We start from the raw sequence: 23,690 nt of genomic DNA on the forward strand, positions 1-23,690 counted from the left end.
CGACGGGGTTGCGGGCTGATTGATTACCAGCGGTAAGTCAGCTTGGCGTTCCAGCGGCGGCCCAGCAGGTCGTAGGTCATCGTGTCGGTATTCGCGTCTGTCCAGCTCTGGATGAACGGCGCTTTCTTATCGAACAGGTTGTCGACGCCGAAGGCTAGATCGAACGATGGGCTGAAGGCGTACTTCACCTGTGCATTGTGGTAAGCCACGCTGGGTGAGTGATCACCAATGTCGCCGGGTGATGCGTTGATGTCCTCCGCCGATCCGATGTACTGGAGCGAGTACGAGCCAGACCAGGGACCCTCGACCAACGTCAACGAGCCGAATGAGCGCCAGTGCGTGAAGCTGCCACTGCCGCCCGTGATCATGCCCGCGTAGTTGATCTCCTCCGCGCCCAGGAATGGACGAACGTCATAGTTCTTCAGGTACGACACGTCCCAGCTCACGTTGGCGTCGATACCCGCAACGTCGAACCGGTAAAGCATGCCCAGGTCGAGGCCGGAGACGCGTTCACTGGCCGCGTTGACCGGCTGGGCCGAGAGGAAGTTAATTTCGCCGGTCAATGCATTGCGGGTGAAGTTGGAGCTGCTGCAGAACGGGTGGGACAGCCCCTGACTCTCGTAGCAAATCGCAAGCTTGGTGGAGCCGTCGATACGCTGGATCGCGTTCTCGATCTTGATGTTGAAGTAGTCAAGCGTGAGGGTGAGATTCGGCGCGAAGGTCGGCGTCCACACCGTACCGATCGTCAGGGTTTCGGCATCTTCGGGCTCCAGATTGGCGTTGCCTCCGACCGTGGTGAGAATCGAATTGCCCAGTTGGGTAAAGCCAACCGGAACACCCGAGGCCTGACAGTTCTGATAGACGACGGAAGATGGCGACAAGCTGCTCCAACCGCTGCACGGGTCGGTGGTGGTCAGCCCACCTTCCGCGACGCCTCCGAACAGTTCGGGCACATTCGGGATGCGGAACGCAGTCGCGTAGTTGGCGCGAATCTTGAACGATGGCACCAGTTGCCAGTCAAGGCCGACCTTGTAGTTGGTGTCAGCGCCGAACAAATCGTAGTCCGAGTAGCGCACCGCGGCATTGAGCGTCAGCATTTCGGCGAACGGCTTGTCTTTGAGCAACGGCAATGCGATTTCCGCAAACGCTTCCTTGGCGGTGTACTCGCCCGCGATCGGATCCTGTTGATTGCCGTTGGCGATTCCGAGGATGGTGAGTTGATCCGGATCACGCCAGCCACTCTCCTCACGAATCTCGATGCCAGTCGCGACACCCACCCAGCCGGCGGGCAGTTCGAACGGCTGGCCACTCACGTTGGCGATGAAACTCTTCTGTTCATTGCCGCCGGTGTCCCGGCTGGTGAACAGGATGTAGTCCAGCACTTCCTGAGTGACGTCACCGGCGCCCAGGTAGTCGGCGCATGGAATCGCCGCCCCGGGCGCACTGCTGCACACCGAGGTATCAAGGGTCTGGTCGAGGCGGTCGAGGTTGGCGACGTTGGTGGACCCGTCGATGCCGGTGTTCCGTCCCCAGTTGACGGCGGTGCTCCAATCCCACCAGCCGCCGCCCATTTCGAACTGTCCCTCCAGTCCCAAGACCGTGCGGAACGTGTTGGTCTCCTGGTAGAACTCGCGCACACCGGCCTCCATCAGGCTGCGGCGCTGAAGCAACAGATCCTGACCGGTGGGGTTGGTGGGATGGTCCGCAGCGATGTTGATCGGTCGATACGCGCCCAGTGCACCCGGCGTTGCGAGCTGGTCGGACTGGCGGTTCGTGTACATCAGCTCCGTAAACAGCGTCACGTTGTCGTTCAACGACAGGTTGCCGAAGGTGCTGAAACTCAGTCGCCGGATCGGATTGACTGCGTTGAGATAGGGGGTGAAGTTGAGGTTGTGCAGTTCCGGCGAATAGGGCGCGAACGCGTCACCATCACCGTTGGGATCCTGGTTGAAGTTGACGCGGCTGCCATCGGCGAGCACCGCCCGGCCGCCGATCGTGGTCGAGCTGCCGATGCAAACCAGTTCGCCGTCGGACTCGCCCAGACCGCATGGGGCGCGATCCGCCATGTTGACCGTGCCGATGGCCGAGTAGTTGATGGCTCCCATGATCGACCCACGATCGCCGGTCATGCCCCACGTCAGATCGACCGAGCCTTCCTCGCCGTCCTGCTGGAAGGTCTCGCCGTAGCTCACCGAGACTTCGGCGCCATCGAATTCATCCCGGGTGATGATGTTCACCACACCGGCGACGGCATCAGCGCCGTAGATCGCCGAGGCGCCGTCCTTGAGGACCTCGACGCGCTCGATCAGCGCGACGGGAATGATGTTGAGGTCGACCGAGCTGTTGGCGCCGGTGCCACCATTGACGATGCGGCGACCATTGAGCAGGACCAGCGTGCGGTTGATGCCCAAGCCACGCAGGTTCACCTGGGTAGTGCCGTAGCCATTACTGGCCCAATAGGCGTTGGTCTGATTGCCGGCAAAGCCGGCAGCCGCGGGCAACCTCTGCAGCAGGGTTTCAACCGAGATGGCACCGGAGCGCTCGATTGCCTCACGGTCGATCACCGTGACCGGGCCTACGCCCGAGATCTGGGCGCGCTTGATGTGGCTGCCGGTGACCGTCACGGTATCCATGGTCTTCGGATCTTGCGCCGTGTCAGCGGACGTGGCCGCCGGCTCGGCGGTTTGGGCGAAGGCGGTGTTCGCGATCCCGGCGGACAGCAACGCGCCGATCGCCAACGCTAGATGGTTGCGCTTGCAGGACATGAAATGAATCCCCTTACGGTGTCTGATCTTGCTATCGAATGCCGGCAGCGCAGCCGGCACGGGAGTCGCGCGACTGAAACGCTAAAAGGCAATGGAAGGCCACTGCTCAGTGGCCAGACAAGATCAACCGATGGGAGGTCTGAAGACGCGCCCGTTGTCGCGTTGAACTGCTAGATGGATCGATCGGGGCCGCGGCTGATCGACCAGAAGGTGCTTGGCGCCGGACGGCACTGCATGGATGATCGCCGCCACCGGAAAGACGCAGGCAGCGCAACACGCCGAGCCGGAATCACACTCGCCCTCATGGCTGGACGTGTCGGAACTACCCTGCGGAGCGCCGTCATCACAGTCTTCGGCGTTCTCTGCCGAAGCATTGTGCTCTTGAATGGATGGTTGTTGCGCCTCCGTCACCGCCATCGCGCTGGCAGTCCATTGCGCCACGCCGAAATCGAGACACAAGGCCGCGATCAACAGGCAACGCATGATTAGCGGGAACGGCGGCATGAGTCTTGGACGGGTATCCGGTTGTCTATACCACCAGATATCACGCGTTGAAAGCGAGTGTCAACACTCCCTTCAGATGAATGGCGGCGCGGGCTATGGATCTGCGCTGTTTCGTGATCATCGTCCCGCGATCCTTGCCGTTGCACGCTTTCACTGCTTGTATAGACATGCCATGATCACCAGATGGACGAACCCAAACCGCAATATCTGAAGCTCAAGCACTACATCCTGCGCCACATCACCAACGGTGACTGGCCGCCGCTCAGCCGCATTCCGAGCGAGAACGAGTTGGTGGGGAAATTCGACGTATCCCGCATGACCGTCAACAGGGCCTTGCGCGAGCTCACCGACGCAGGAGTGGTAACCCGGGTGCAAGGTGTCGGGTCATTCGTGGCCGCTCCCAAAGCCGAATCCGCAATGTTCGAGGTACGCAGCATTCGGGACGAGATCCAGGCACGGGGCCAGACGCATATGGTCCAAGTGCTAATCTGCGAGCCGGTCTCCGCTCGGTCCACCACAGCGCGGCAGTTCGGCCTGCCCGCCGCCCACGAACTGTTTCATTCGCGGCTGCTCCACTTGGCTGATGGCAAGCCTCTGCAACTGGAAGATCGCTTCGTCAATCCGATCTGCGCACCCGATTACCTGGGAATTGATTTCCAGGAGGAGATTCCGCACCAGTACCTGATGCGGACAGCGCCGTTGCAGCGCACCGAGCACACGATCGAGGCCGAAGCCGCAAACAAGCGCCTAGCCCGGGTACTGGATGTTGCACCCGGTGATCCATTGCTGACCCTGAGCCGGCGCACGTGGTCGCGTGGCCACGTCGCCAGCTATGTCCGTCTCACACACCCCGCTGCGAAGTACCGGTTTGTCGGTTCCTTCCAGGTCGGCGACACCACTTCCTGACGAGTCAATCATGGATACCCCCATCAGCCCTTCCAGTACCGGCGCACGCGTCATCCGCGCCCCGCGCGGCACCGAACTCAGCTGCAAGTCTTGGCTGACCGAAGCGCCGTACCGGATGATCCAGAACAACCTCGATCCCGAAGTAGCGGAGCGCCCCGAAGATCTTGTGGTGTATGGCGGAACGGGCCGCGCCGCGCGGAACTGGAACAGCTTCGACGCGATCCTCGAATCGCTGAAGAACCTCGACGACAACGAGACCCTGCTGGTGCAGTCCGGCCAACCGGTCGGCATCTTCCCGACCCATGCCGATGCGCCGCGCGTGCTGATCGCGAACTCCAACCTGGTGCCGCACTGGGCCACCTGGGAGCACTTCAACGAGCTCGATAAGAAGGGCCTGATGATGTACGGCCAGATGACCGCCGGCAGCTGGATCTACATCGGCAGCCAGGGCATCGTCCAGGGCACCTACGAGACCTTCGTCGAGATGGGTCGCCAGCATTACGGCGGCGACCTCACCGGCAAGTGGATCCTCACCGCCGGCCTCGGCGGCATGGGCGGCGCGCAACCGCTGGCGGCGAGCCTCGCTGGCGCCTGCAGCCTCAACATCGAATGCCAGCAGAGCCGCATCGACATGCGCCTGAAGACCCGCTACGTCGACGAGCAGGCCAGCGACCTCGACGACGCGCTGGCGCGGATCGAGAAGTACACCGCCGCCGGCCAGGCCAGGTCGATCGCGCTGCTCGGCAATGCGGCCGAGATCCTGCCGCGGATGGTCGAGCGCGGTGTGCGTCCCGATGCGGTCACCGACCAGACCAGCGCCCACGACCCGGTGCACGGCTACCTGCCGATCGGCTGGACCGTCGAGCAGTGGCTGGGCGCGCAGAAGGCCGACCCCGACACCGTGCGCGACGAGGCCAAGAAGTCCATGCGCGTGCACGTCGAGGCGATGCTGGCGTTCAAGAAGCTCCGCATCCCGACCTTCGACTACGGCAACAACATCCGCCAGATGGCGGCAGATGTTGGCTGCAAGAACGCCTTCGATTTCCCCGGCTTCGTGCCCGCCTACGTGCGGCCGCTGTTCTGCCGCGGCATCGGCCCGTTCCGCTGGGTCGCGCTGTCGGGCGACCCGGAGGACATCTACAAGACCGACGCCAAGGTCAAGGAACTGATCCCCGACGACGCCCACCTGCACAACTGGCTCGACATGGCGCGCGAGCGCATCGAGTTCCAAGGCCTGCCCGCACGCATCTGCTGGGTCGGCCTCGGCCAGCGCCACAAGCTCGGCCTCGCGTTCAACGAGATGGTCCGCAACGGCGAGCTGAAGGCACCGGTGGTGATCGGCCGCGACCACCTCGACAGCGGCTCGGTCGCCTCGCCCAATCGTGAGACCGAGGCGATGAAGGACGGCAGCGACGCGGTATCCGACTGGCCGTTGCTCAACGCGATGCTCAACGTCGCCAGCGGCGCGACCTGGGTGTCGCTGCACCACGGCGGCGGCGTCGGCATGGGTTACAGCCAGCACTCCGGCATCGTGATCGTCTGCGACGGCAGCGAGGAAGCCGACAAGCGCATCGCGCGGGTGCTGTGGAACGATCCCGGTACCGGCGTGATGCGGCACGCCGATGCCGGCTATGACCTCGCTCTGCAATGCGCGAAAGACCACGGTCTGAAGCTGCCCGCAATCACCGGATAACCGACCATGATGAAGCTTATCCCGGGCCAACTGTCCCTCTCCCAACTGCGCACTGTTGCCACGCGCTTCGCCCCCATCGCACTGGCTTCCGAATGCGAAGCAGCTGTGTGCGCCTCGGCGGCCACCGTCCAGGACATCGTCGCCGCCGGTAGACCCGCCTACGGCATCAACACCGGTTTCGGGAAACTTGCCAAGGTGCAGATCCCAGACGACCAGCTCGAGCAGCTGCAGGTCAATCTGGTGCGATCGCATGCGGCCGGTGTTGGCGCATTGCTGGATGACGCAAGCGTCAGGCTAATCTTCGCGCTCAAGATCGCGTCGCTCGCGCGCGGCTATTCCGGCGTGCGTTGGCAGGTACTGCAGACGTTGATTGCCATGTATAACGCGCAGATCTGGCCATGTATTCCCTGCCAAGGCTCCGTCGGCGCCTCCGGTGATCTCGCGCCTTTGGCGCACCTCTCGCTCGCGGCGATGGGCGAAGGCTCAGTGCGAGTCGGCGGAGAGATTCTGGACGCAGCGGATGCCCTGCGGCGCGCCGACATCGAGCCGATTCGCTTGGCCGCGAAGGAAGGCTTGGCGCTGTTGAACGGCACGCAAGTGTCGACCGGCATTACGTTGATGGCCTTGTTTGCCGCGGAGCAGGCGTTCTCCGCTGCGGTGGTTGTCGGCGCATTGACGGTCGATGCTGCAGGCGGATCAGACACACCGTTCGATTCGCGCATCCATGCCGTCCGCGGTCAGCCCGGCCAGATTTACGTCGCCGGTCTCTATCGGGATCTGCTGGCCGGCAGCGCCATCCGCGAGTCGCACCGCTACGAGGACACCCGTGTCCAGGATCCCTACAGCCTGCGCTGCCAGCCGCAGGTGATGGGCGCCAGCTTCGACCTGCTCACCCAGGCGGCCGCTACCCTGCTGATCGAGGCCAATGCTGTTTCCGACAATCCACTGGTTTTCGCCGACAGCGGCGAAGTGCTGTCCGGCGGCAACTTCCATGCCGAACCGGTCGCGTTTGCGGCCGACCAGATCGCGATCGCGACCGCGGAGGTGGGGGCTCTGTCGGAGCGGCGTATCGCCCTGCTGATCGATGCCAGTATCTCGGGCCTGCCCGCCTTTCTGGTTGCGGATGCCGGGATCAACTCCGGATTCATGATCGCGCATGTAACCGCGGCGTCCCTGGCCAGCGAGAACAAGACGCTGGCGCATCCCGCCAGCGTCGACTCCATGCCGACGTCGGCCAACCAGGAAGACCACGTCAGCATGGCGACCTTTGCTGCACGAAAAGCTGTCGACGTCGCTCTCAACGTGCGCCGCATCGTTGCTATCGAGTTGCTGGCCGCCGCCCAAGGCATCGAGTTCCGCCGTCCCCTGCGCTCGTCGGATACCCTCGAGTCCGTGCATGCCCTGCTTCGCGGTGCAGTTGCCGCCTACGACCAGGATCGGTACTTCGCACCCGACATTGCTGCCGCCGACCAGTTAATCGCGAACGGAGCTTTTTCCGCCTTCTTGACGGCCTTTCCAGAGAACGTCGCCTGATGAACGGCTGGCACGGCCGCGTCGACTCTGTCGATGACCCGGAGGCATTTCGCTGGCATCAGGTCGTGCGTGCCGTGGAACCGGACGCGCCGCCTGGAATCGCGCTGATTGGTTTCGCATGCGATGAGGGAGTCCGGCGGAATGGTGGTCGCCAAGGGGCCGCGGAAGGGCCTGGCGCGCTGCGCCGCGCACTCTCCAATCTGCCAGTGACCAGCAATCTCCCGATCTACGATGCCGGTGATGTGAGTTGCACCTATACCGATCTGGAAAATGCACAGATCGTGTACGCCCGGCAGGTCACTGCGCTGCTCGATGCGGGCCACTTCCCGATTGGCATGGGCGGTGGCCATGAGGTCGCCTATGCCAGCTACCTCGGGCTCGCCAACAGCGATATCGCTTTAGGGAAGCGCATCGCTATCGTGAACCTGGACGCGCACTTCGATCTGAGAGACAGTTTGGACGCGAGTTCAGGCACTCCATTCCTGCAGGCCATCAGGTATGCGATAGCACATGGAATAGCCCTCGATTATTTCTGCCTTGGCGTCAGTGAATCAGCGAACACACGGCGCTTGTTCAGCACTGCCGACGCGACCGGAACCCGCTACCTCCGGGATCGTGAACTCACGGTTGCAAGCGTGGACGCGAAGATCGCGCAGTTGTTGCAATGGCTCGAGCCTACGCAAGTCATCTATTTGACGATTTGCCTGGATGTCCTGCCTCCTTCCACCGCGCCAGGCGTCAGCGCCCCAAGTGCCCGGGGCGTGGCCATTGAAGTCGTCGAAGCGTTGCTGGCTGGGATCGTCGGTACGGGCCGGGTCAAGCTGTGCGACGTTGCCGAGCTTGCGCCCACGTTCGATCGCGATGACGCCACCGCGCGTGTGGCAGCGCGTTTGTTACATCAGGCATCGCTGTGTCATGCGACGCTGGTTCCATGCGATCGCGTGGGGCTGGTCGCGCTCGAATGATAAAGACGCGCCGGAATAGCTCGATTTGACTGACCTCACGGGCAGGTCCATCCTCACCGATGCCATGGGCCATTCAACTGGAGGATCTTTCTGATGAAGACGAAAGTCTTGGTGGGTATAGCACTGTTCGCCACCACGTTCGCGGCTTGGGCCGCGGCAGGATGCCCGTTGGGTTGTTGCTGATCTGCAAACCAGTGAAAGAACGCCCCGTCGAAAGCGGGGCGTTTTCTTTTGGCGGCGCCGGACAGCACCACAATGACCGCCACCTCCCTATTCCGCCTCGGCTCGATAGTGACCCGTGCTAAGCAATATTCGCTCGAAGGTCTCTCTTAGGTAGTTCGTGGGTCGAGCCGCCTCCCTTCAGAGCCGGTTCGGGGCCGTCGATAGCTCGTGCTGCCGCTTGCATCGCCCGGACCGTCACGACGCGGCTGCGCCGCATCAACCACGCGACGCCGCACAGGTCGGACAGGCCTACCCAGGCACGACCGAAATTGTTGTAGTGAGACTTTCCGCTGTATCGTTCGCGATGGCGCACCGGAACGCTCAGCGTCTTCCACCCGGCGCGCTGCATGAGCGTCGGCAGGTAGCGATGCATGTGGTCGAAGTACGGCAGCTCCAGGAACGCCTCCCGCTCGAACAGCTTGATGCCGCAACCGGTATCCGGTGTTCCATCGCGCAGCAGCCGCTTGCGCAGCGCATTGGCGAACGCGGATGCCAGACGCTTGCTCCAGCTGTCACGACGTTCCGTCCGCCAACCGCCGACCAATTTGACGTTCGCCGGTGCGGCGTTACGTACTTCAAGCATGTGCGGCAGGTCACCCGGATCGTTCTGGCCATCGCCATCCAGCGTTGCAATCCAAGCCCCGCGCGCGGCCTTTACCCCGTTGCGAACCGCGGTACTTTGCCCGGCTTGCTGCTGATGCGAGAACACCCGGACTGAAGGGTGGCGCAAGGTCAATGACGCCAACACCGCTAGGCTCGAGTCGTTGCTGGCGTCGTCGACACAGATGATCTCGAAGCTTGTCCGGTCCTGCAGGCTGGCGATCACCTCCTCGACCAAGGGCGCGATGTTGCCGCACTCGTTGTGCACGGGAATGATTACGGAAAGCGCTGGGAGCTCGGCAAGCGTGACCATGGCGACAGACCTCGGGGGACTGTCGCCATGGTCCGGGGCGGAGTGTCAGAGAACCGTTGGAACACCTTGCGCGCGTGAACCGGGAGCCACGGACGAACCCAGGTCGAGGCTCGCCCGGGTGCCCCGCTCGCCACGCCTTGGCATGATCTGCAGGTTCCAGCCCAAGTGGCTGCACAAACGCGCAACAAGATCCAGGCCAATGCCTCCGCTACGGGTGCGGGACCGCGCCCCGCGGCCGTAGATCAAGGCAATCTGCTCGGGTGACATCCCGTGGCCCGGGTCCTCGATCACTACCAGCGCATCCGGCTGAAGCTCCAGTGTGATGACGCCGCTGTCGCTGTTCTCGATCGCGTTGCGCAGCAGGTTTCCGACGGCGACCTGGACGATGCTGATCGGCGCGACCACCCTGCAGGAAACCAGCGACGAGATTTTCAGCGTGAGCTCCTTCTCTTCGCACAGGTGGCGGTGGTCGTCGATGATTTCAGGCAACAACTGGTCCAGCTCGATCAGGTCGCTGGCCCGCGCCAGCCGCTCGGGATCCTTGGCCAGCACCAGCAGCGCCGAGATCAGTTCCTCGATGCCCCGAGCGGTGCGTTGTATGCGCTGTACCTGCGCCTGGGCCGGCGGTGACATGCCGGCCTCCAGCGCGAGCTCGCTCGCCCCCGCGATGACTGCGATCGGGGTACGCAATTCATGGCTGGCGCTGTCGATGAAGGCGCGCTCGCGTTCGACGAACTGGTCCTGGCGACCCAGATACAGGTTCAACGCGTCGGCAAAAACGGCCAGTTCGGCGCTGGCACGTTCGGAAACCGCCACGTTCTGGCCCGGAAGGTCGGGGCGCAACCGACCGATCTGCTGCGCCAGATCGCGCAGCGGCGCGATCATGCGCGCCACGCCCCAGGCCACGACCACCCCAAGCAGCGCCACAACCAGCAGGCTGGACAGCCCGAGCATCCTCAGTTGCTCGTGTTCCGCACGCTCCAGCTCGGTGATGTCCATCGCCAGCACCACGCGCGTGCCGTCGTGGATGCGCACCAGTGCGACCACCTGGCGGTCACCGACCGGCACTTCGTCATGCAGTCCAGGTTCCAGCCCGGCCAACGGTGCCGGAGCCGACTGACCGCGGCTTTCGGCGAAGAACTCGATCAGCCCCGACTCGCGCGGTGCCCAACCGGGCTCCTGCACATGATCAAGGAAGTAGTCCATCTCGGTCGCCAGCAGGGACTCCCAGACCAGCCGCTCGGCACGCTCGTTGACCAGCCAGCCTTGCGCCATCACCGCCAGGCTCAACAACACCATGTAAGCGAGCACCCCGATGGTGAGCGCTCGTTGCAGCCCCGGCCTATGTTTCACGCCTGGCATCCTTCGGATTCTCCGGCGACGTCACCGCCAGACGGTAACCGACGCGCGGCAGGGTGTGGATCAGCTTGACCGGAAAGTCGGCATCCACGCTGCGTCGCAGTTCGTAGACATGCGAGCGCAGCATGTCGCCATCGGGTGGATTGTCGCCCCACAACGCGTGTTCGAGACGCTCCCGGGTCACTGCGCCGGGGCTGGCCTGCATCAGCTCCTGCAGCAGGCGACGACAGGCGGGATACAAATGCAGCAGACGCCCGGCGCGAACCACTTCGAGGGTGGCCAGGTCGTAGCGGAGGTCGCCCACCTCCAGCACCCTCGTCCGGCCGCGGCCCTGGGCACGCACCAGCAGCGCCTCCAGGCGTACCTCAAGCTCCGGCAAGGCGAACGGTTTGGTCAGGTAATCGTCCGCACCTGCGCGGAATCCGGCGATCTTGTCCGGCAGTTCGTCGCGCGCGGTCAGCATGATCACCGGCACATCGCTGCCGAACTCGTTGCGCAGCGCATCCAGCACCCCCGGCCCGTCGAGGCGCGGCAACATCCAGTCGAGGACGACCACGTCGTACGGCTGGGTCGTGGCGAGGTGCAGGCCGGTGCGGCCATCGGGCGCGGCGTCGACGACATGGCCCCGCGGCTCCAGGTAGTCGAACAGGTTCGCGACCAGGTTCTGGTTGTCTTCGATCACGAGCACGCGCATTGCTGTTTCCGGCCGGTGGTCCGCGGGTGACAGGGTGTTAGCCCGAGCGTCGGAAGACTGTCGGAACGATTGCGACAAATTTCCGATGCCCACCTTCCCATGATGCCGGCTCCCGATGTGTTGCCGGTACACGCGCTTGTTCCGACCCCGTTCCAACGCCGCTCTCTGGATCCTGCTGCTGGCCACGATGGCGTTGGGCGCGGGACTGGGGTTGCGCGATCCCTCCCCGCCCGACGAACCTCGATTCGTGCTGGCCGCCCGGCAGATGGTGGAGTCGGGCCAGTGGCTGATACCGCATCGCGGCAGCGAACTGTATGCCCACAAGCCGCCACTATTCATGTGGTTGCAGGCCTCGGCCTACCAAGTGGTCGAGGACTGGCAGATCGCATTCCTGCTTCCTTCACTGCTGGCGGCATTGGGCACGCTCTGGCTGACCTGGGACCTGACCCGGCGCCTGTGGAACCGACGGATCGCCAATCACGCGGCCTTCGCCCTGTTCGCGACGCTGCAATTTGGCCTGCAGGCCAAGCGCGGCCAGATCGACATGGTGCTGGTGTTCTGGACCACGGTGTCGCTGTGGGGACTCGCGCGGCACCTGCTGTGCGGCCCCAACCGAAACGGGTTGCTGGTGGGCGGATTCGCGGCCGGCCTCGGCACGGTCACCAAGGGGGTGGGCTTCCTGCCGCTGCTGATGCTGTTGCCGTGGTGGCTCGACCGGCGCATGGACGATGCAACCGTTGGCAATGACGCGCGCGTCCCCGCAGTGCGCCTCTGGCCGTGGCTGCCGGCGGCGTTCCTCGCCGGCGTCGCGGTCTGGCTGCTGCCGATGCTGGTCACGGTACTGGGCAGTGACAACCCCGAACTGCATCGGTACGCGTCGGAGATCCTGTTCCGGCAGACCGGAACCCGATACGTCGAATCGTGGCACCACGTCCGGCCGTTCTGGTACTACCTGCAGGTGATCGCCACCCTTTGGCTGCCCGGCGCATTGCTGCTGCCCTGGCTGGCACCCGCATGGTGGCGACGCATCCGCCGGGGCGATCGCCGGACCCTTTGTCTGGTCGGTTGGGTGGTGCTGGTGCTGGTCTTCTTCAGCGTCAGTCCCGGCAAGCGCGAGGTCTATCTGTTTCCGGCGCTGCCGGCGATGTGCATCGCCGCCGCGCCGCTGCTTCCGGGTTTGCTGCGCCGGGCCGGCGTGCGGTACGTGCTGCTCGGATATGTCGTGGCACTCGGACTCGCCTTGGCCGGGCTGGGTGCCAGCGGACTGGCGGGTGCCGCGTGGGCGGCGCGCATCGCGGCGGATCGCAGCTTGAGCGAACCGGTGATGCAGACGCTGCTGACATGGCTGGTGGTGCTGGGCGGTGGCCTCTTGCTGCTGGCGGGGTGGGCGCGCCCGCGACGGGCGGCAACTGCGGTGGTGGGCGCGAGCGTGCTGGTGTGGACGTTCTACGGGCTGGCGCTGGCCCCCAATCTGGACGCCAGCAGTTCGGCCCGGAAGCTCATGCACGACGTACGCACCCGGATCGGGAGCGACGCCGAACTGGGGCTGGTCGCTTGGCGCGAGCAGCACCTGTTGCAGGCGCAGGGTCCGGTACGCGAGTTCGGATTCGAACGGGATTTCCAGGCGCAATGGCGCGACGCCTTGGCGTGGCTGGCGCAAGCACCAGAAGACCGCTGGCTGTTCGCCCTCAAGGACGTCGCACGCGACTGCGTGGACCCGGAGCAACTGATCGAACTGGAACGCACCAGCCGTCGCGACTGGGTGCTCGTACCGGGTGCCGCCCATGTTCCGGGTTGCGTTCCTCGTGCGGCAACCGTTAACCCGCTAATCAGGATGGACGAACCATGAACTTCATGGATATCCCGCTTCCGTTCCTGGCATGGACCGGTTTGCACCTGTCCATCTGGAAACTCATCGGCTGGACCGGCGCCTTCATGTTCGGTGGGCGCTGGCTGGTCCAGTTCATCGCGTCAAAGCGTGCCGGACGACCGATGATCCCGCGGCTGTTCTGGTACATGAGCCTGATCGGGAGCACGATGACGCTTTCCTACTTCATCTTCTCCCACAACCAGGACTCGGTCGGGGTCATCCAGAACCTGTTCCCGGCCTTCACCGCCGCCTACAGCCTCCATCTGGACATCCGACACCACGGCCGGCTCAAAAGCCGCGCACCTGGTTGCCAGCCGTGAGCAGCGTCGTCCAGCCCCGAACGCCTGAGGACCTGCTACAGACCCTGGCCTACCGGCCGCAATTGCGCATCGAAACGCTGGCACTGCTGTCCAGTCTGTTCTTTTCGGTGTTCTGCAACCACGTGTTCTGGCAGCGGGTGGCCGAGACCGGCGCGCTGGCGCAGCCCGGCGGCGTGCTGACCGCCGTGTCGCTGTTCGTCGGCATGACCGCGCTGACCACCGCCATGCTCTGCCTGCTGTTGTATCGCCGGACGGCCAGGCCGGTGCTTGGCGTACTGTTCATCGCCACCGCGCTGGCGGTGCATTACATGGACCAGTACATGGTCTATCTGGACCCGGACATGCTGCGCAACATCCTGCATACCGACCGCAGGGAAGCGACGGAGCTGGTGACCACCGGGCTGGTCGCCCCGCTGCTGCGGTTTGCGGTGCTGCCGATCGCGCTGCTGTCGCGGGTGCGGACCAAACCGGCAACCGGCCTGCGCGGCTGGACGCGCCGCGGCGCCAGCGTGCTCGGCGCGTTGCTGGTGGCGACGCTGGCAATCGGCGCGTCGTTCCAGAACATGTCGGCGTTGATGCACAACAACCCCAACCTGCGGCACCTGATCACGCCCGGCAACTACCTGGTCTCGCTGGTCCGGGTCGCGGCCGACAATGGTGGACACGCCCCGCGCCAGCCGGTCGGCCTCGATGCCCGCGTTGCGCCGGCGGCCACCCGCGCCCGTCCGCGCCTGCTGGTGATCGTGGTTGGCGAAACCGTGCGCGCGCAGAACTGGGGCCTCAACGGCTACGAGCGCCAGACCACGCCGGAACTCGCGCGGCTGGACGTCATCAACTTCAGCGACGTGACCGCCTGCGGCTCCTCCACCGAGGTGTCGGTGCCGTGCATGTTTTCGCAGGTCGGCCGGCGTGATTACGACGCCGGCCGGATCAAGCACAGCGAGTCGCTACTGCACGTGCTCGACCACGCCGGCATCGCCACCGCTTGGCGCGACAACCAGAGCGGCTGCAAAGGTGTCTGCGAGGGGCTGCCCTACCAGTCATTCGTGCAGACCGACGATCCCGAACTGTGCAACGACGAACGCTGTCTCGACGAGGTCATGCTCAAAAGCCTGCAGCGCAAGATCGAACAGACCCCGGGCGACCTGGTGGTGGTGCTGCACCAGCTCGGCAACCACGGACCGAGCTATTACCACCGCTATCCGCAGCGGCTGGCGCGTTTCGACCCGGCCTGCACCACCGCGCAACTCGGCCGCTGCAGCCGGCAGCAGATCGTCAACGCCTACGACAACGCTGTGCTCTACACCGACCACTTTGTCGCCCGGACGATCCGCCTGCTGCAGGCCGACCGCAGCCACGACGACGCGCTGATCTACGTCTCCGACCACGGCGAGTCGCTGGGCGAGCACGGCCTGTACCTGCACGGCGCGCCCTACGCGATTGCCCCGGGTACCCAGACCCAGGTGCCGATGGTGATGTGGCTGTCACCGGGGCTGGCGGACCGTCGCGGGATCGACCGCCGGTGCATGCGCGACGTGGCGATGCAGCCGGCCAGCCATGACAACCTGTTCCACTCGGCGCTGGGGTTGATGAAGGTACAGACCGGTGCCTACGACAAGGGGTTGGACCTGTTCGCGCACTGCGATGGCGCCTAGCTGCGGCGACTGCAAAGGAGCAGCGTGCCGGTCTGCTGACCGTAGCCGGCAAGCTCAAGGACGCGTGCGTTCTCGGCTTGCTGCCCCACCTTGCGCTCGAGGGTGGGTGCCCCTCTAGTACTTCTCCAGCAGTGCTTCCATCTGCGCGATTTCCCGGCGTTGCGAATCGATGATCTCGCGGCACAACGACTGGATATCGGGGTCGGTAATCGACGCCTCCTGGCACATCAGAATCGCGCCAGAGTGATGGGGAATCATCGATTTGAGGAACTGCTCGTCCCCGACCGCCAGCTGCGTTCGCATGCCGTAGTAGCTCACACCGAAGACCACGAGCGCGGCCGCGACGACCAGCAGATTGAGGGTCCGCGAAGGAAACATGCTCCGCATGGCCACCATCATCACCAGCGCCATGGACATCACCATCATCAAGGTCATCCAGACGTTGTTGATGTTGAGGTAGAAGTGATCGAGCGACCGGATCATGGTGTACATCACCAGGTACATGATCACGAAGTCGATCGCCAGTTCGATCGCCAAGCGGAGATAGTGATTCGGCTCACCACGCTTCATGCCGGCGTGTGATCCGGACGTGTGCTCTCGCTGCGTTTGCATGACGTGCCCTCCGTTGAAGTCGAACCTAGTCCTGGGACGCTCCCGGTGCGCGTTCGGGCGGACGGGAGGTGGATGGCGCTGCCGACAATGACCTCTTGGCCAGGCGCAGGGCATTGGCGACCACGGACACCGAGCTCAGGCTCATCGCCAGCGCCGCGATCATCGGGCTCAGCAACAAGCCGAACACCGGATATAGCACGCCCGCTGCGATGGGCACGCCCAGCGCGTTGTAGGCGAAAGCAAACCCGAGGTTTTGCTTCATGTTGCCGACAGTGGCCGAGGACAGCTCGCGGGCGCGCAGGATGCCGCGCAGGTCGCCCCTGACCAGGGTGACCTGCGCGCTGGACATGGCGACATCGGTGCCGGTACCCATTGCGATGCCGACGTCGGCTGCGGCCAACGCGGGGGCATCGTTGATGCCGTCGCCGGCCATCGCCACACGGCGACCCTCCGCCTTGAGCTTCTGCACCAGCTCGGCCTTGCCCTGCGGACGCACTTCACCATGCACCTCGTCGAGGCCGAGTTCGGCGGCCACAGCGCGAGCGGTGGTTTCACCATCACCCGTGGCCATCACGATGCGCAGCCCGGCGGCCTGCAGGGCGGTGATGGTTGCAGCGGCGTTCTCCTTGATCGGATCGGCGACTGCGATGATGCCGGCCAAGCGGCCGTCGATGGCGAGGAACATCGCGGTCGCGCCCTGCTTGCGCAACGTCTCGGCAGTGTCGTGCTGCGCCTGCAGTTCGATGTCCAGTTCGCGCATCAGTGCGCTGTTGCCCAAGGCCAGCGCGTACCCCTTGACACGACCGCGCACACCGAGACCGGTGACGGAGTCGAACTCCTCGACCTTGTCCAGTCGCTGGCCGCGCTCACGCGCGCCGGCAACGATTGCGGCGGCCAATGGGTGCTCGCTGCCTTGGTCGAGGCTGGCGGCCAGTTGCAGCACCTGCGCTTCGTCGAAGCCGTTGAGCGCGATCGTTTCGCGGAAGGCCGGGCGCCCCTCGGTCAGGGTGCCGGTCTTGTCGACGATCAGCGTGTCGATCGTGCGCAGCCGCTCAATCGCCTCGGCGTCGCGGAACAGTACGCCGTGCTGTGCGGCGCGGCCGGTCGCGACCATGATCGACATCGGCGTCGCCAAGCCAAGCGCACACGGACAGGCGATGATCAGAACCGACACCGCGTTGAGCACGGCGAACGTCCACGCCGGCTCGGGACCGAACAGTCCCCAGACGAAGAACGTCGCCACCGCCGCGCCCAGCACCGCGAGCACGAACCAGAACGCGACCTTGTCCGCCATGCGCTGCATCGGCGCGCGCGAGCGCTGCGCCTGGGCGACCAACTGCACGATCTGCGACAGCACGGTGTCGGAACCGACCTTGCCTGCACGGATGACCAGCGCGCCGGTGCCGTTGAGCGTCGCACCGATTACTGTGTCGCCAGTAGTTTTCTCGACCGGGATCGGCTCGCCGGTCAGCATCGACTCATCGATGCTGGAGCGGCCCTCGACTACCTCGCCGTCGACCGGGACCTTTTCGCCCGGCCGGACGCGCAGTCGATTGCCCACATGGACATGCTCAAGCGGGATGTCCTCCTCGCTACCGTCGTCGTTGATGCGTCGGGCAGTCTTCGGCGCCAGCCCGAGCAATGACTTGATCGCCGCGCCGGTCTTGCTGCGTGCGCGCAGCTCCAGCAACTGGCCGAGCAGGGTCAGCGAGACGATCACGGCGGCCGCCTCGAAATACACGCCTACCCGCCCGTGCTCGCGGAACGACGCCGGGAACAGATCCGGCGCGACGGTCGCGACCACGCTGTACCCGAACGCGGCGCCTACGCCGATGCCGATCAGCGTGAACATGTTGGGGCTGCCGTTGCGAATAGATGCCACGCAACGATCGAAGAAAGGCCGGCCGGCCCACAGCACCACGGGCCCGCTCAGCACGAGCTCGATCCAGGTGCGTGTCGTGGCGGACAGCGCCGGCCAGTAATGACCGAACATCGCCAACGCGAGTACGATCAGGGTCAACGGCAGCGTCCACCAGAACCGGTGCGAGAAGTCGCGTAGCTCGGGGTTTTCCTCCTCGTCAAGGCTCGGCATTTCCGGTTCCAACGCCATGCCGCAGATCGGGCAAGTGCCGGGGCCTTCCTGGCGGATCTCTGGGTGCATCGGGCAGGTGTAGATCGCGCCCGGTACGGCGGGTTCCGGTTCGGACGGCGACAGGTACTTGTCTGGGGTGGCGACGAAGCGTTCGCGGCAGCGCGCCGAGCAGAAGTGGTAGGTCTCGCCGGCGTGTTTGGTGTGATGCGCGCTGGTGGCGGGGTCGACTTGCATGCCGCAGACCGGATCGGTGACGGTTGTCGGCGTCGATGGGGCGGCAGCGGAACAGCAGCTATGTGCGGCCTTGTCCGGAGTGATGGACTTGCCATTGTCGCCGTGGCAATGCGGTGTGCCCTGCCCGTGCTTGTGACCATGACCGTGATGATCGTGAGCGTTCATGCGTTCTCCTCCGCCAGTGCGGCGAGTATCGGGCAGTGATTCAGTGCGCCGTGTCCCGGACAGGACGCCACCAGCGTCTGCAAGCCGTCGCGGATGCGGGTCAGCTCCTGGAGTTTGTGCTCGACATCGGCCAGCTTCTCGATCGCCGCGGCCTTTAGCCCGGCCATGTCATCGGCGCGGCGGCCCGACAGCGCGAGCAGGTCGCGGATCTCGACCAGCGTGAAGCCCAGTGCCTTGGCGCGCCGCACGAAGCGCAGCCGGGCGACGTCGTCCTCGCCATAACGGCGATAGCCGGAGGCTTGGCGCTCGGCTTTCGGCACGATGCCGTTGCGTTCGTAGTAGCGCACGGTGTCGATGGGGACATCGGCGCGCTGGGCGAGTTGACCGATCTGCATGGCGGTGGCTCTGGGGGGGGTCCGGCGACAGTTGTAAGTCTGGACCTTGGTCAAGAGTCAAGTCCAAGTGCCGCATCCGCATCGAACCGATAAAAAAGGCGGCCAACGGCCGCCTTTCTTTTTTGATTGCATCGGTTTCTAGCTGTTGCTGCCGACTGGGACGTAGCGAGCGTCAATCGCGCTCAGGCGGCCATCGTTGCGCAGCTTTCGGCGCAACGGCGGCACATGTCGGCACAGCGCTTCATGTCTGCGTCGTCGCCCATGCTGTCGCAGGACGTGGCGCACTGGCGGCAGATCTCCGCGCATGCGCCACAGGTCGCCGTGTGTACGGAGGCACCTCGCAACATCGTGTCGGCAGAAGTGGCGCAGATGTCGGCACAAGCCGACAACAGCCCGATGTGTTTCGCTTCGGCGTGCTTGCCGCCCACGCCGAGACAGTAGTTGATGGTTTCCAGGCAGATCGCATGACATTGCGTGCAATCGTCGATACAGGTGTTCATGGCCTGGCTGCGATGTTCAGCGGTGTGGTGCGTCATGGTGAGGTCCTCGGTCAACGGGCGAGAGTCGGCGCGCCCGTAACACCGCCCCATGTTGACCAACACGTCGGTTGTGGTGATCGCCCCTCCACTATCGGCCGTGCTGTGCAAAGGCCGAGGTGGAACCGTCTTTGGCGACCAGCTCCACCGTGTAAGCGTCCATGCTGCCATCGGGCACTTCCATGCCGGGTGAACCCTTCGGCATGCCCGGCAAGACCAGGCCTTTGGCATCGGGCTGTTCGGCCAGCAGACGTTTCACGTCTCCGGCGGGCACATGGCCCTCGATGAAGTAGTTGCCGACTTGCGCGGTGTGGCAGGAGCCCTTCGCCAGCGGCACGCCGACGCGCTCCTTGATCGTGTTGAGGTTGTCGATGTTGCGCACCTCGACCGCGAACCCGGAGTCCCGCATGTGCTCGACCCAAAGCTCGCAGCAACCGCAATAGGCGCTCTTGTGCACCACCATGCTTATCAGTGGTGGCGCCGGAAGCGCTGCCTCGGCAATGTCCGCCGTGGTCGCGATGGATTGCGGTGCAGCCAGCGACATCGCCACCTGATCGACCACCGGCTGCGGCGTGCGTGCGCAAGCCGCCAGCGTGGTGGCGGCGATCGCCAGGGCAATGATCATCGGTACTCGGCCTTTCATTGTTTGCATCTTCAATATTTCTTCGGCCGCGAGGACCAGTGGATGTGAACGATCTTCCAGCCCGACGGCGTGTTGTTCAGCACCATGGTCTCAGTGCTCAGCAGGGTCATCGGCTTGCCGTCCTTGTTGGCATGCAGTTCGCTTTCGCTCGCGACCCAGGCAATGTCGCCGTCGACCCGTGCGCGACGCTGCGACAAGGCCGAATGTGTGCCAGCCAGGAACTTAGCGTCGGACTTGGCGTGGTGGCTCAGGTACTCGTCCCGGCTTCGTTCGGCGCCACCGCTTTCGAGGATGATCACTGCCGGGTCGAGCATGGCTTTGACTTTCTCGAAATCGGCGGCTGCGATCGCCTTCCCGAACGCGTCGACCACGCTGACGGCGGCTTCGGCTTCGGCAGGCACGTCGATCTTTGTGGCGGCGGCGGGTTGCGCGGCGGCGTGCGCATGGCCGGTGTCGGCCGGCTTGGTCTGCGCGAACGCGGGTGACGAGGTGGCAAGCGTCAGTGCGATCGCAAGCAGGTTGATTGTGGATTTCATGGCAGTCGGTTCCTGTTATCAGTGTTGATGCTGGTGGCCGTCGTCCGATTCGGGCGTGGCGTCGGGTTTGGGTGCAGCCGGCGTGGTCGCCGGCTGGGGTTCGACCGGCTGGGGTTCGACTGGATGCGACTCGACCGTGCCATCGGCGTGACGATGCTCCACGGTTTCGCTCGCAGACGCAGGCGCCGGTTTGGCGGGCGCTGCACTGTCGTGGTGGTCGGCGGGCGTGCCCGGCGGATGTGCATGCCCCGTGCTTTCGTCGGTCTTCTCGTTGGGGCCCATCTCCATGCCGGCGTGCGTTTCGGAATCGTCCGACGGCGCGCCTTCATCATGACCGTGCGGCTGCGTCTCGCCGCCACCGTGATCATGCCCGCCGCTTCTGGCGACCAGCGTCTCGTACTGCCCGGCACTGAGTTCGGGAAGTCGCTGCAGGAACGCCGCCATGTTCCAGATGTACTCGTCGTCCATGCTCTTGCCCCACGCCGGCATACCCGAAGCTTTAATGCCGTGCTTGATCACCCAGAACGCCTCTGCCGCATCCACGGTGTCGGTCGTCAGATTGGGCGGCGCGGGATACAGGCCCTTGCTCAGCTCGGTGCCGGCCATGCCTGGAGCCAGGTGGCAGCCCATGCACATGGCGTCGTAGTTGCCGGCACCTTGTCGGATCCGGTCCGCGTCGAGCAGATCGGGCGGCGGCTGCAATTGATCGGCACGCACTGCGATCGAACGTTCGCGAAGCGCTTGCAACACCGAGTGAACTGGGCGCGTATGGGTATCGTCGGCTCCGATGTTGTAGACGCCCGACCAGATGAAAACACCGATGATCACGAGCGCGGCGACTGCGAGTACTGCCACGGTAATCAGTGAATGACGCGTCACGCTTGGCATGTATGTTCCCCTTAGAACCAGATGCGCACGCCCGCAACGAAGCGGGTGTCCTCGATGTCCTCGCCATCCACGCGCCGAAAATCCGCAGTGTTTCCGTAGGCGCGCTCGTGGACGATGCCGATGTACGGCGCGAACTGACGGGCGAACTCGTAGCGCAGGCGCAGGCCTGCCTCGACCGTACTCAGGCCCGAACCAACCCCCCGACGCTCGTCATCCTTGCCGTGCAGTTCGGCTTCGGCCATCCATTGGAGGATCAGACGGTTGGTGAACAAGGTCTCGTACTCGGCTTCGAAGGTGGCCGCGGTCTGGCCGGACTGTCCGACGTAAGCCGTCGCTTCGACCTCGAACATGTACGGAGCCAGACCTTGCACGCCGATCGCGGCAAAAGTCTGCGAAGGGCCCTCACCGAAGTCGTGGCGCACGCCCGCGACCACGTCCCACCACGGTGCAACAGCACGGCCATACAACACCTCGATGTCGGCCGACTCGGTGGCGCCGTCGACACGCTCACCCTCGCTGCGCAGCCAGATCCGGTCGAGGTCAGTGCCGATCCAACTCATGGCCTCCCATCCGACGCCGGTCCCGGCGTCGGAGTCGGCGTCCCACGCTTCCAGCCGATCGAGCAGCCAGAACGAATGGATCGCGTTGTCGTGAACGGTATGGCCGGCGACATCGGGAAATGCGGCCAGGCGGTCGGCAGGAGTCACGGGGGGAATCGGTTCGATCGCTGGAGCAGTCGCCGGCAGGTCGTTGTCTTCTGCGCTGTCGCCCATGTCATGGCCCATTGCCGAATGATCCATTTCCTGTGCGGTTTCCTGCGGGATCGGCATCTCGTGGCCCATCGCCGAGTGATCGACGGGCTGCGAGGGGGCCTGTTCCGGCGCCGGCATCTCATGGCCCATGGCTGCGTGGTCCACTTCCGGCACGGGATCCTGCGGCGGCGCAGCGTGCCCCATTGCCGCGTGGTCGACCGGTGCTGGTCGGGATTCGAATTCGCCTGCCGGCGGAGGCGGGGCATGACCGGCGTGCGGATCAACCGCTGGTTCTTGCTGGAGGGGTTCTTGCGGCTCATTCCGATCGGCGGACGGCGCAGGCTCCGGCATGTGCATGGTCGAATGATCCATTTCCTGTGCGACGACCGAAGCGGAACCCAAGGCCAGCACAATCGACAAGGCAAGGGTGTGCAACTGCGTATTCGAAAGTTTCGAGGTCATGGCGTTCATTCCTCCACCCGCACTTCCCGGAACATGCCGGCTTCCATGTGGTAGAGCAGGTGGCAGTGGTAGGCCCAGCGCCCGAGTGCGTCGGCGCGCACGCGATAGCTGCGCTTGGTCCCGGGCGGCATGTCGATGGTGTGCTTGCGCACCATGAAGTTCCCGTCGGCGTCCTCCAGGTCGCTCCACATGCCGTGCAGATGGATCGGGTGGGTCATCATGGTGTCGTTGACCAGCACGATGCGCATGCGCTCGCCGTAGTTCAGCCGCAGCGGCTCGGCATCGCCGAACTTGATGCCGTTGAACGACCAGGCGAATTTTTCCATGTGGCCGGTCAGGTGCAGCTCGACCGTGCGACCGGGTTCGCGGCCGTCGGGATCGGCGAAGGTGCTTTTCAGGTCGGCGTAGGTCAGCACCCGGCGGCCGTTGTCGCGCAGGCCGATGCCCGGGTCGTCGAGCTTCGGCGCCGGGTTCATCGTCTGCATGTCCATCAGCGGGTTGCCCGACTCGGATGCGGGATGCTGCTGCATACCGGCGGCGCCGTGATCCATCGTGGCCATCGGCCCNTTCATCGTCTGCATGTCCATCAGCGGGTTGCCCGACTCGGATGCGGGATGCTGCTGCATACCGGCGGCGCCGTGATCCATCGTGGCCATCGGCCCAGGTTTCATCGATGACGTGCCGTGCTGACTATGGTCCATACCGCCCATGTCGCCGCCGCTGGAACCGTGGTCCATGCCGGCATGATCCATGCCGCTCATCGCGCCGGCCGACATCGCCGACATGTCGTGCCCTGCCCCGCCCATCATGCCGTGGCCCATGTCGTCCATGGTCAGGATCGGCCGTGGATCGACCGACGGCACCGGCGCGCGCAGTCCGTCGCGCGTCGCCAGGGTGCCGGCGACGAAGCCGGTGCGGCCCAGGTCCTGGACGAAGATGGTGAACGCGTCCTGCCCGGTCGGCTCGACGATCACGT

The 23,690-nt window shown here is 64.6% G+C and carries 21 protein-coding genes and 1 pseudogene; 7 read left to right on the forward strand and 15 right to left on the reverse strand.

What is annotated here, in order from left to right:
• Positions 1-23: 23 nt before the first annotated feature.
• Positions 24-2,765 carry a TonB-dependent receptor gene (locus tag SNE34_RS09880; RefSeq protein ID WP_332616815.1) on the reverse strand — a complete coding sequence of 914 codons (2,742 nt, stop codon included), beginning with the start codon at positions 2,763-2,765 and terminating at the stop codon, positions 24-26.
• A 123-nt stretch (positions 2,766-2,888) separates the two neighbouring features.
• Positions 2,889-3,248, reverse strand: a complete 360-nt coding sequence (locus SNE34_RS09885) for a CopL family metal-binding regulatory protein (protein WP_332616816.1) — start codon at positions 3,246-3,248, stop codon at positions 2,889-2,891.
• Between the two features lie 204 nt (positions 3,249-3,452).
• Here SNE34_RS09885 and hutC point away from each other — a divergent pair, with 204 nt between their 5' ends.
• From hutC to hutG, 4 genes are read left to right on the forward strand one after another with little or no spacing between them, the layout of a single operon-like run.
• Positions 3,453-4,175, forward strand: a complete 723-nt coding sequence (gene hutC / locus SNE34_RS09890; RefSeq protein ID WP_332616817.1) for a histidine utilization transcriptional repressor HutC — start codon at positions 3,453-3,455, stop codon at positions 4,173-4,175.
• Positions 4,176-4,185: 10 nt separating this feature from the next.
• Positions 4,186-5,868: a urocanate hydratase gene (hutU, locus tag SNE34_RS09895; protein WP_332616818.1), complete on the forward strand. Its 1,683-nt coding sequence runs from the start codon at positions 4,186-4,188 to the stop codon at positions 5,866-5,868.
• Positions 5,869-5,874: 6 nt separating this feature from the next.
• Positions 5,875-7,401, forward strand: coding sequence for a histidine ammonia-lyase (hutH, locus tag SNE34_RS09900; RefSeq protein WP_332616819.1), 1,527 nt, complete (start codon positions 5,875-5,877; stop codon positions 7,399-7,401).
• The gene (hutG, locus tag SNE34_RS09905) at positions 7,401-8,366 is read left to right on the forward strand and encodes a formimidoylglutamase (protein ID WP_332616820.1); all 966 of its coding nucleotides are present in this window, start codon (positions 7,401-7,403) and stop codon (positions 8,364-8,366) included. Before hutH ends, hutG begins: the two co-directional genes overlap by 1 nt.
• Positions 8,367-8,419: 53 nt before the next feature.
• On the opposite strand, the gene SNE34_RS09910 is transcribed toward hutG, so the two are convergent.
• The 4 genes and pseudogenes from SNE34_RS09910 to SNE34_RS09925 form a co-directional block, all read right to left on the reverse strand.
• Entirely contained in the window at positions 8,420-8,632 is a 213-nt protein-coding gene (locus tag SNE34_RS09910) for a hypothetical protein (RefSeq protein WP_332616821.1), read from the reverse strand.
• A 146-nt stretch (positions 8,633-8,778) separates the two neighbouring features.
• Positions 8,779-9,501 (reverse strand): annotated as a pseudogene (locus tag SNE34_RS09915) (glycosyltransferase family 2 protein); the annotation flags it as partial.
• A 45-nt stretch (positions 9,502-9,546) separates the two neighbouring features.
• Positions 9,547-10,800 (reverse strand): sensor histidine kinase, encoded by a 1,254-nt coding sequence (locus SNE34_RS09920; RefSeq protein WP_332616857.1) that lies wholly within the window; start codon positions 10,798-10,800, stop codon positions 9,547-9,549.
• 43 nt (positions 10,801-10,843) lie between these two features.
• Positions 10,844-11,554 (reverse strand): response regulator transcription factor, encoded by a 711-nt coding sequence (locus SNE34_RS09925; protein WP_332616822.1) that lies wholly within the window; start codon positions 11,552-11,554, stop codon positions 10,844-10,846.
• Positions 11,555-11,741: 187 nt separating this feature from the next.
• Between SNE34_RS09925 and SNE34_RS09930 the strand changes: the two genes are divergently transcribed.
• Genes SNE34_RS09930 through SNE34_RS09940 form a run of 3 tightly spaced genes read left to right on the forward strand, consistent with a single transcriptional unit; the run spans position 11,742 to position 15,399 of the window.
• Positions 11,742-13,403 (forward strand): ArnT family glycosyltransferase, encoded by a 1,662-nt coding sequence (locus SNE34_RS09930; protein ID WP_332616858.1) that lies wholly within the window; start codon positions 11,742-11,744, stop codon positions 13,401-13,403.
• Positions 13,400-13,744: a lipid-A-disaccharide synthase N-terminal domain-containing protein gene (locus SNE34_RS09935; protein ID WP_332616823.1), complete on the forward strand. Its 345-nt coding sequence runs from the start codon at positions 13,400-13,402 to the stop codon at positions 13,742-13,744. The genes SNE34_RS09930 and SNE34_RS09935 overlap by 4 nt, the downstream gene beginning before the upstream one ends.
• Positions 13,741-15,399, forward strand: a complete 1,659-nt coding sequence (locus SNE34_RS09940; protein WP_332616824.1) for a phosphoethanolamine transferase — start codon at positions 13,741-13,743, stop codon at positions 15,397-15,399. The genes SNE34_RS09935 and SNE34_RS09940 overlap by 4 nt, the downstream gene beginning before the upstream one ends.
• Before the next feature lie 114 nt (positions 15,400-15,513).
• Here SNE34_RS09940 and SNE34_RS09945 read toward each other — a convergent pair whose 3' ends face one another.
• The 9 genes from SNE34_RS09945 to SNE34_RS09985 form a co-directional block, all read right to left on the reverse strand.
• Positions 15,514-16,011, reverse strand: coding sequence for a DUF305 domain-containing protein (locus tag SNE34_RS09945; RefSeq protein ID WP_332616825.1), 498 nt, complete (start codon positions 16,009-16,011; stop codon positions 15,514-15,516).
• 25 nt (positions 16,012-16,036) lie between these two features.
• Complete coding sequence (locus SNE34_RS09950; protein WP_425604498.1) at positions 16,037-18,502, reverse strand: heavy metal translocating P-type ATPase; 2,466 nt, start codon at positions 18,500-18,502, stop codon at positions 16,037-16,039.
• Positions 18,499-18,897, reverse strand: a complete 399-nt coding sequence (locus SNE34_RS09955; RefSeq protein WP_332616826.1) for a heavy metal-responsive transcriptional regulator — start codon at positions 18,895-18,897, stop codon at positions 18,499-18,501. The genes SNE34_RS09950 and SNE34_RS09955 overlap by 4 nt, the downstream gene beginning before the upstream one ends.
• A gap of 182 nt (positions 18,898-19,079) precedes the next feature.
• Positions 19,080-19,433, reverse strand: coding sequence for a four-helix bundle copper-binding protein (locus SNE34_RS09960; protein WP_332616827.1), 354 nt, complete (start codon positions 19,431-19,433; stop codon positions 19,080-19,082).
• Positions 19,434-19,524: 91 nt separating this feature from the next.
• Complete coding sequence (locus SNE34_RS09965; RefSeq protein WP_332616828.1) at positions 19,525-20,058, reverse strand: DUF411 domain-containing protein; 534 nt, start codon at positions 20,056-20,058, stop codon at positions 19,525-19,527.
• Positions 20,059-20,087: 29 nt separating this feature from the next.
• A complete protein-coding gene (locus tag SNE34_RS09970; RefSeq protein ID WP_332616829.1) occupies positions 20,088-20,612 on the reverse strand; it encodes a nuclear transport factor 2 family protein in 525 nt (174 codons plus the stop codon).
• An 18-nt stretch (positions 20,613-20,630) separates the two neighbouring features.
• Entirely contained in the window at positions 20,631-21,500 is an 870-nt protein-coding gene (locus tag SNE34_RS09975) for a c-type cytochrome (protein WP_332616830.1), read from the reverse strand.
• 11 nt (positions 21,501-21,511) lie between these two features.
• Positions 21,512-22,723: a copper resistance protein B gene (locus SNE34_RS09980; RefSeq protein WP_332616831.1), complete on the reverse strand. Its 1,212-nt coding sequence runs from the start codon at positions 22,721-22,723 to the stop codon at positions 21,512-21,514.
• Positions 22,720-23,690, reverse strand: a 971-nt coding sequence (locus SNE34_RS09985; protein ID WP_332616832.1) for a multicopper oxidase domain-containing protein, incomplete at its 5' end; no start/stop codon positions are given. The genes SNE34_RS09985 and SNE34_RS09980, both read right to left, overlap by 4 nt.

Source organism: Novilysobacter erysipheiresistens, from assembly GCF_036663935.1.
In the GTDB taxonomy this organism is placed as follows: Bacteria; Pseudomonadota; Gammaproteobacteria; order Xanthomonadales; family Xanthomonadaceae; genus Novilysobacter; species Novilysobacter erysipheiresistens.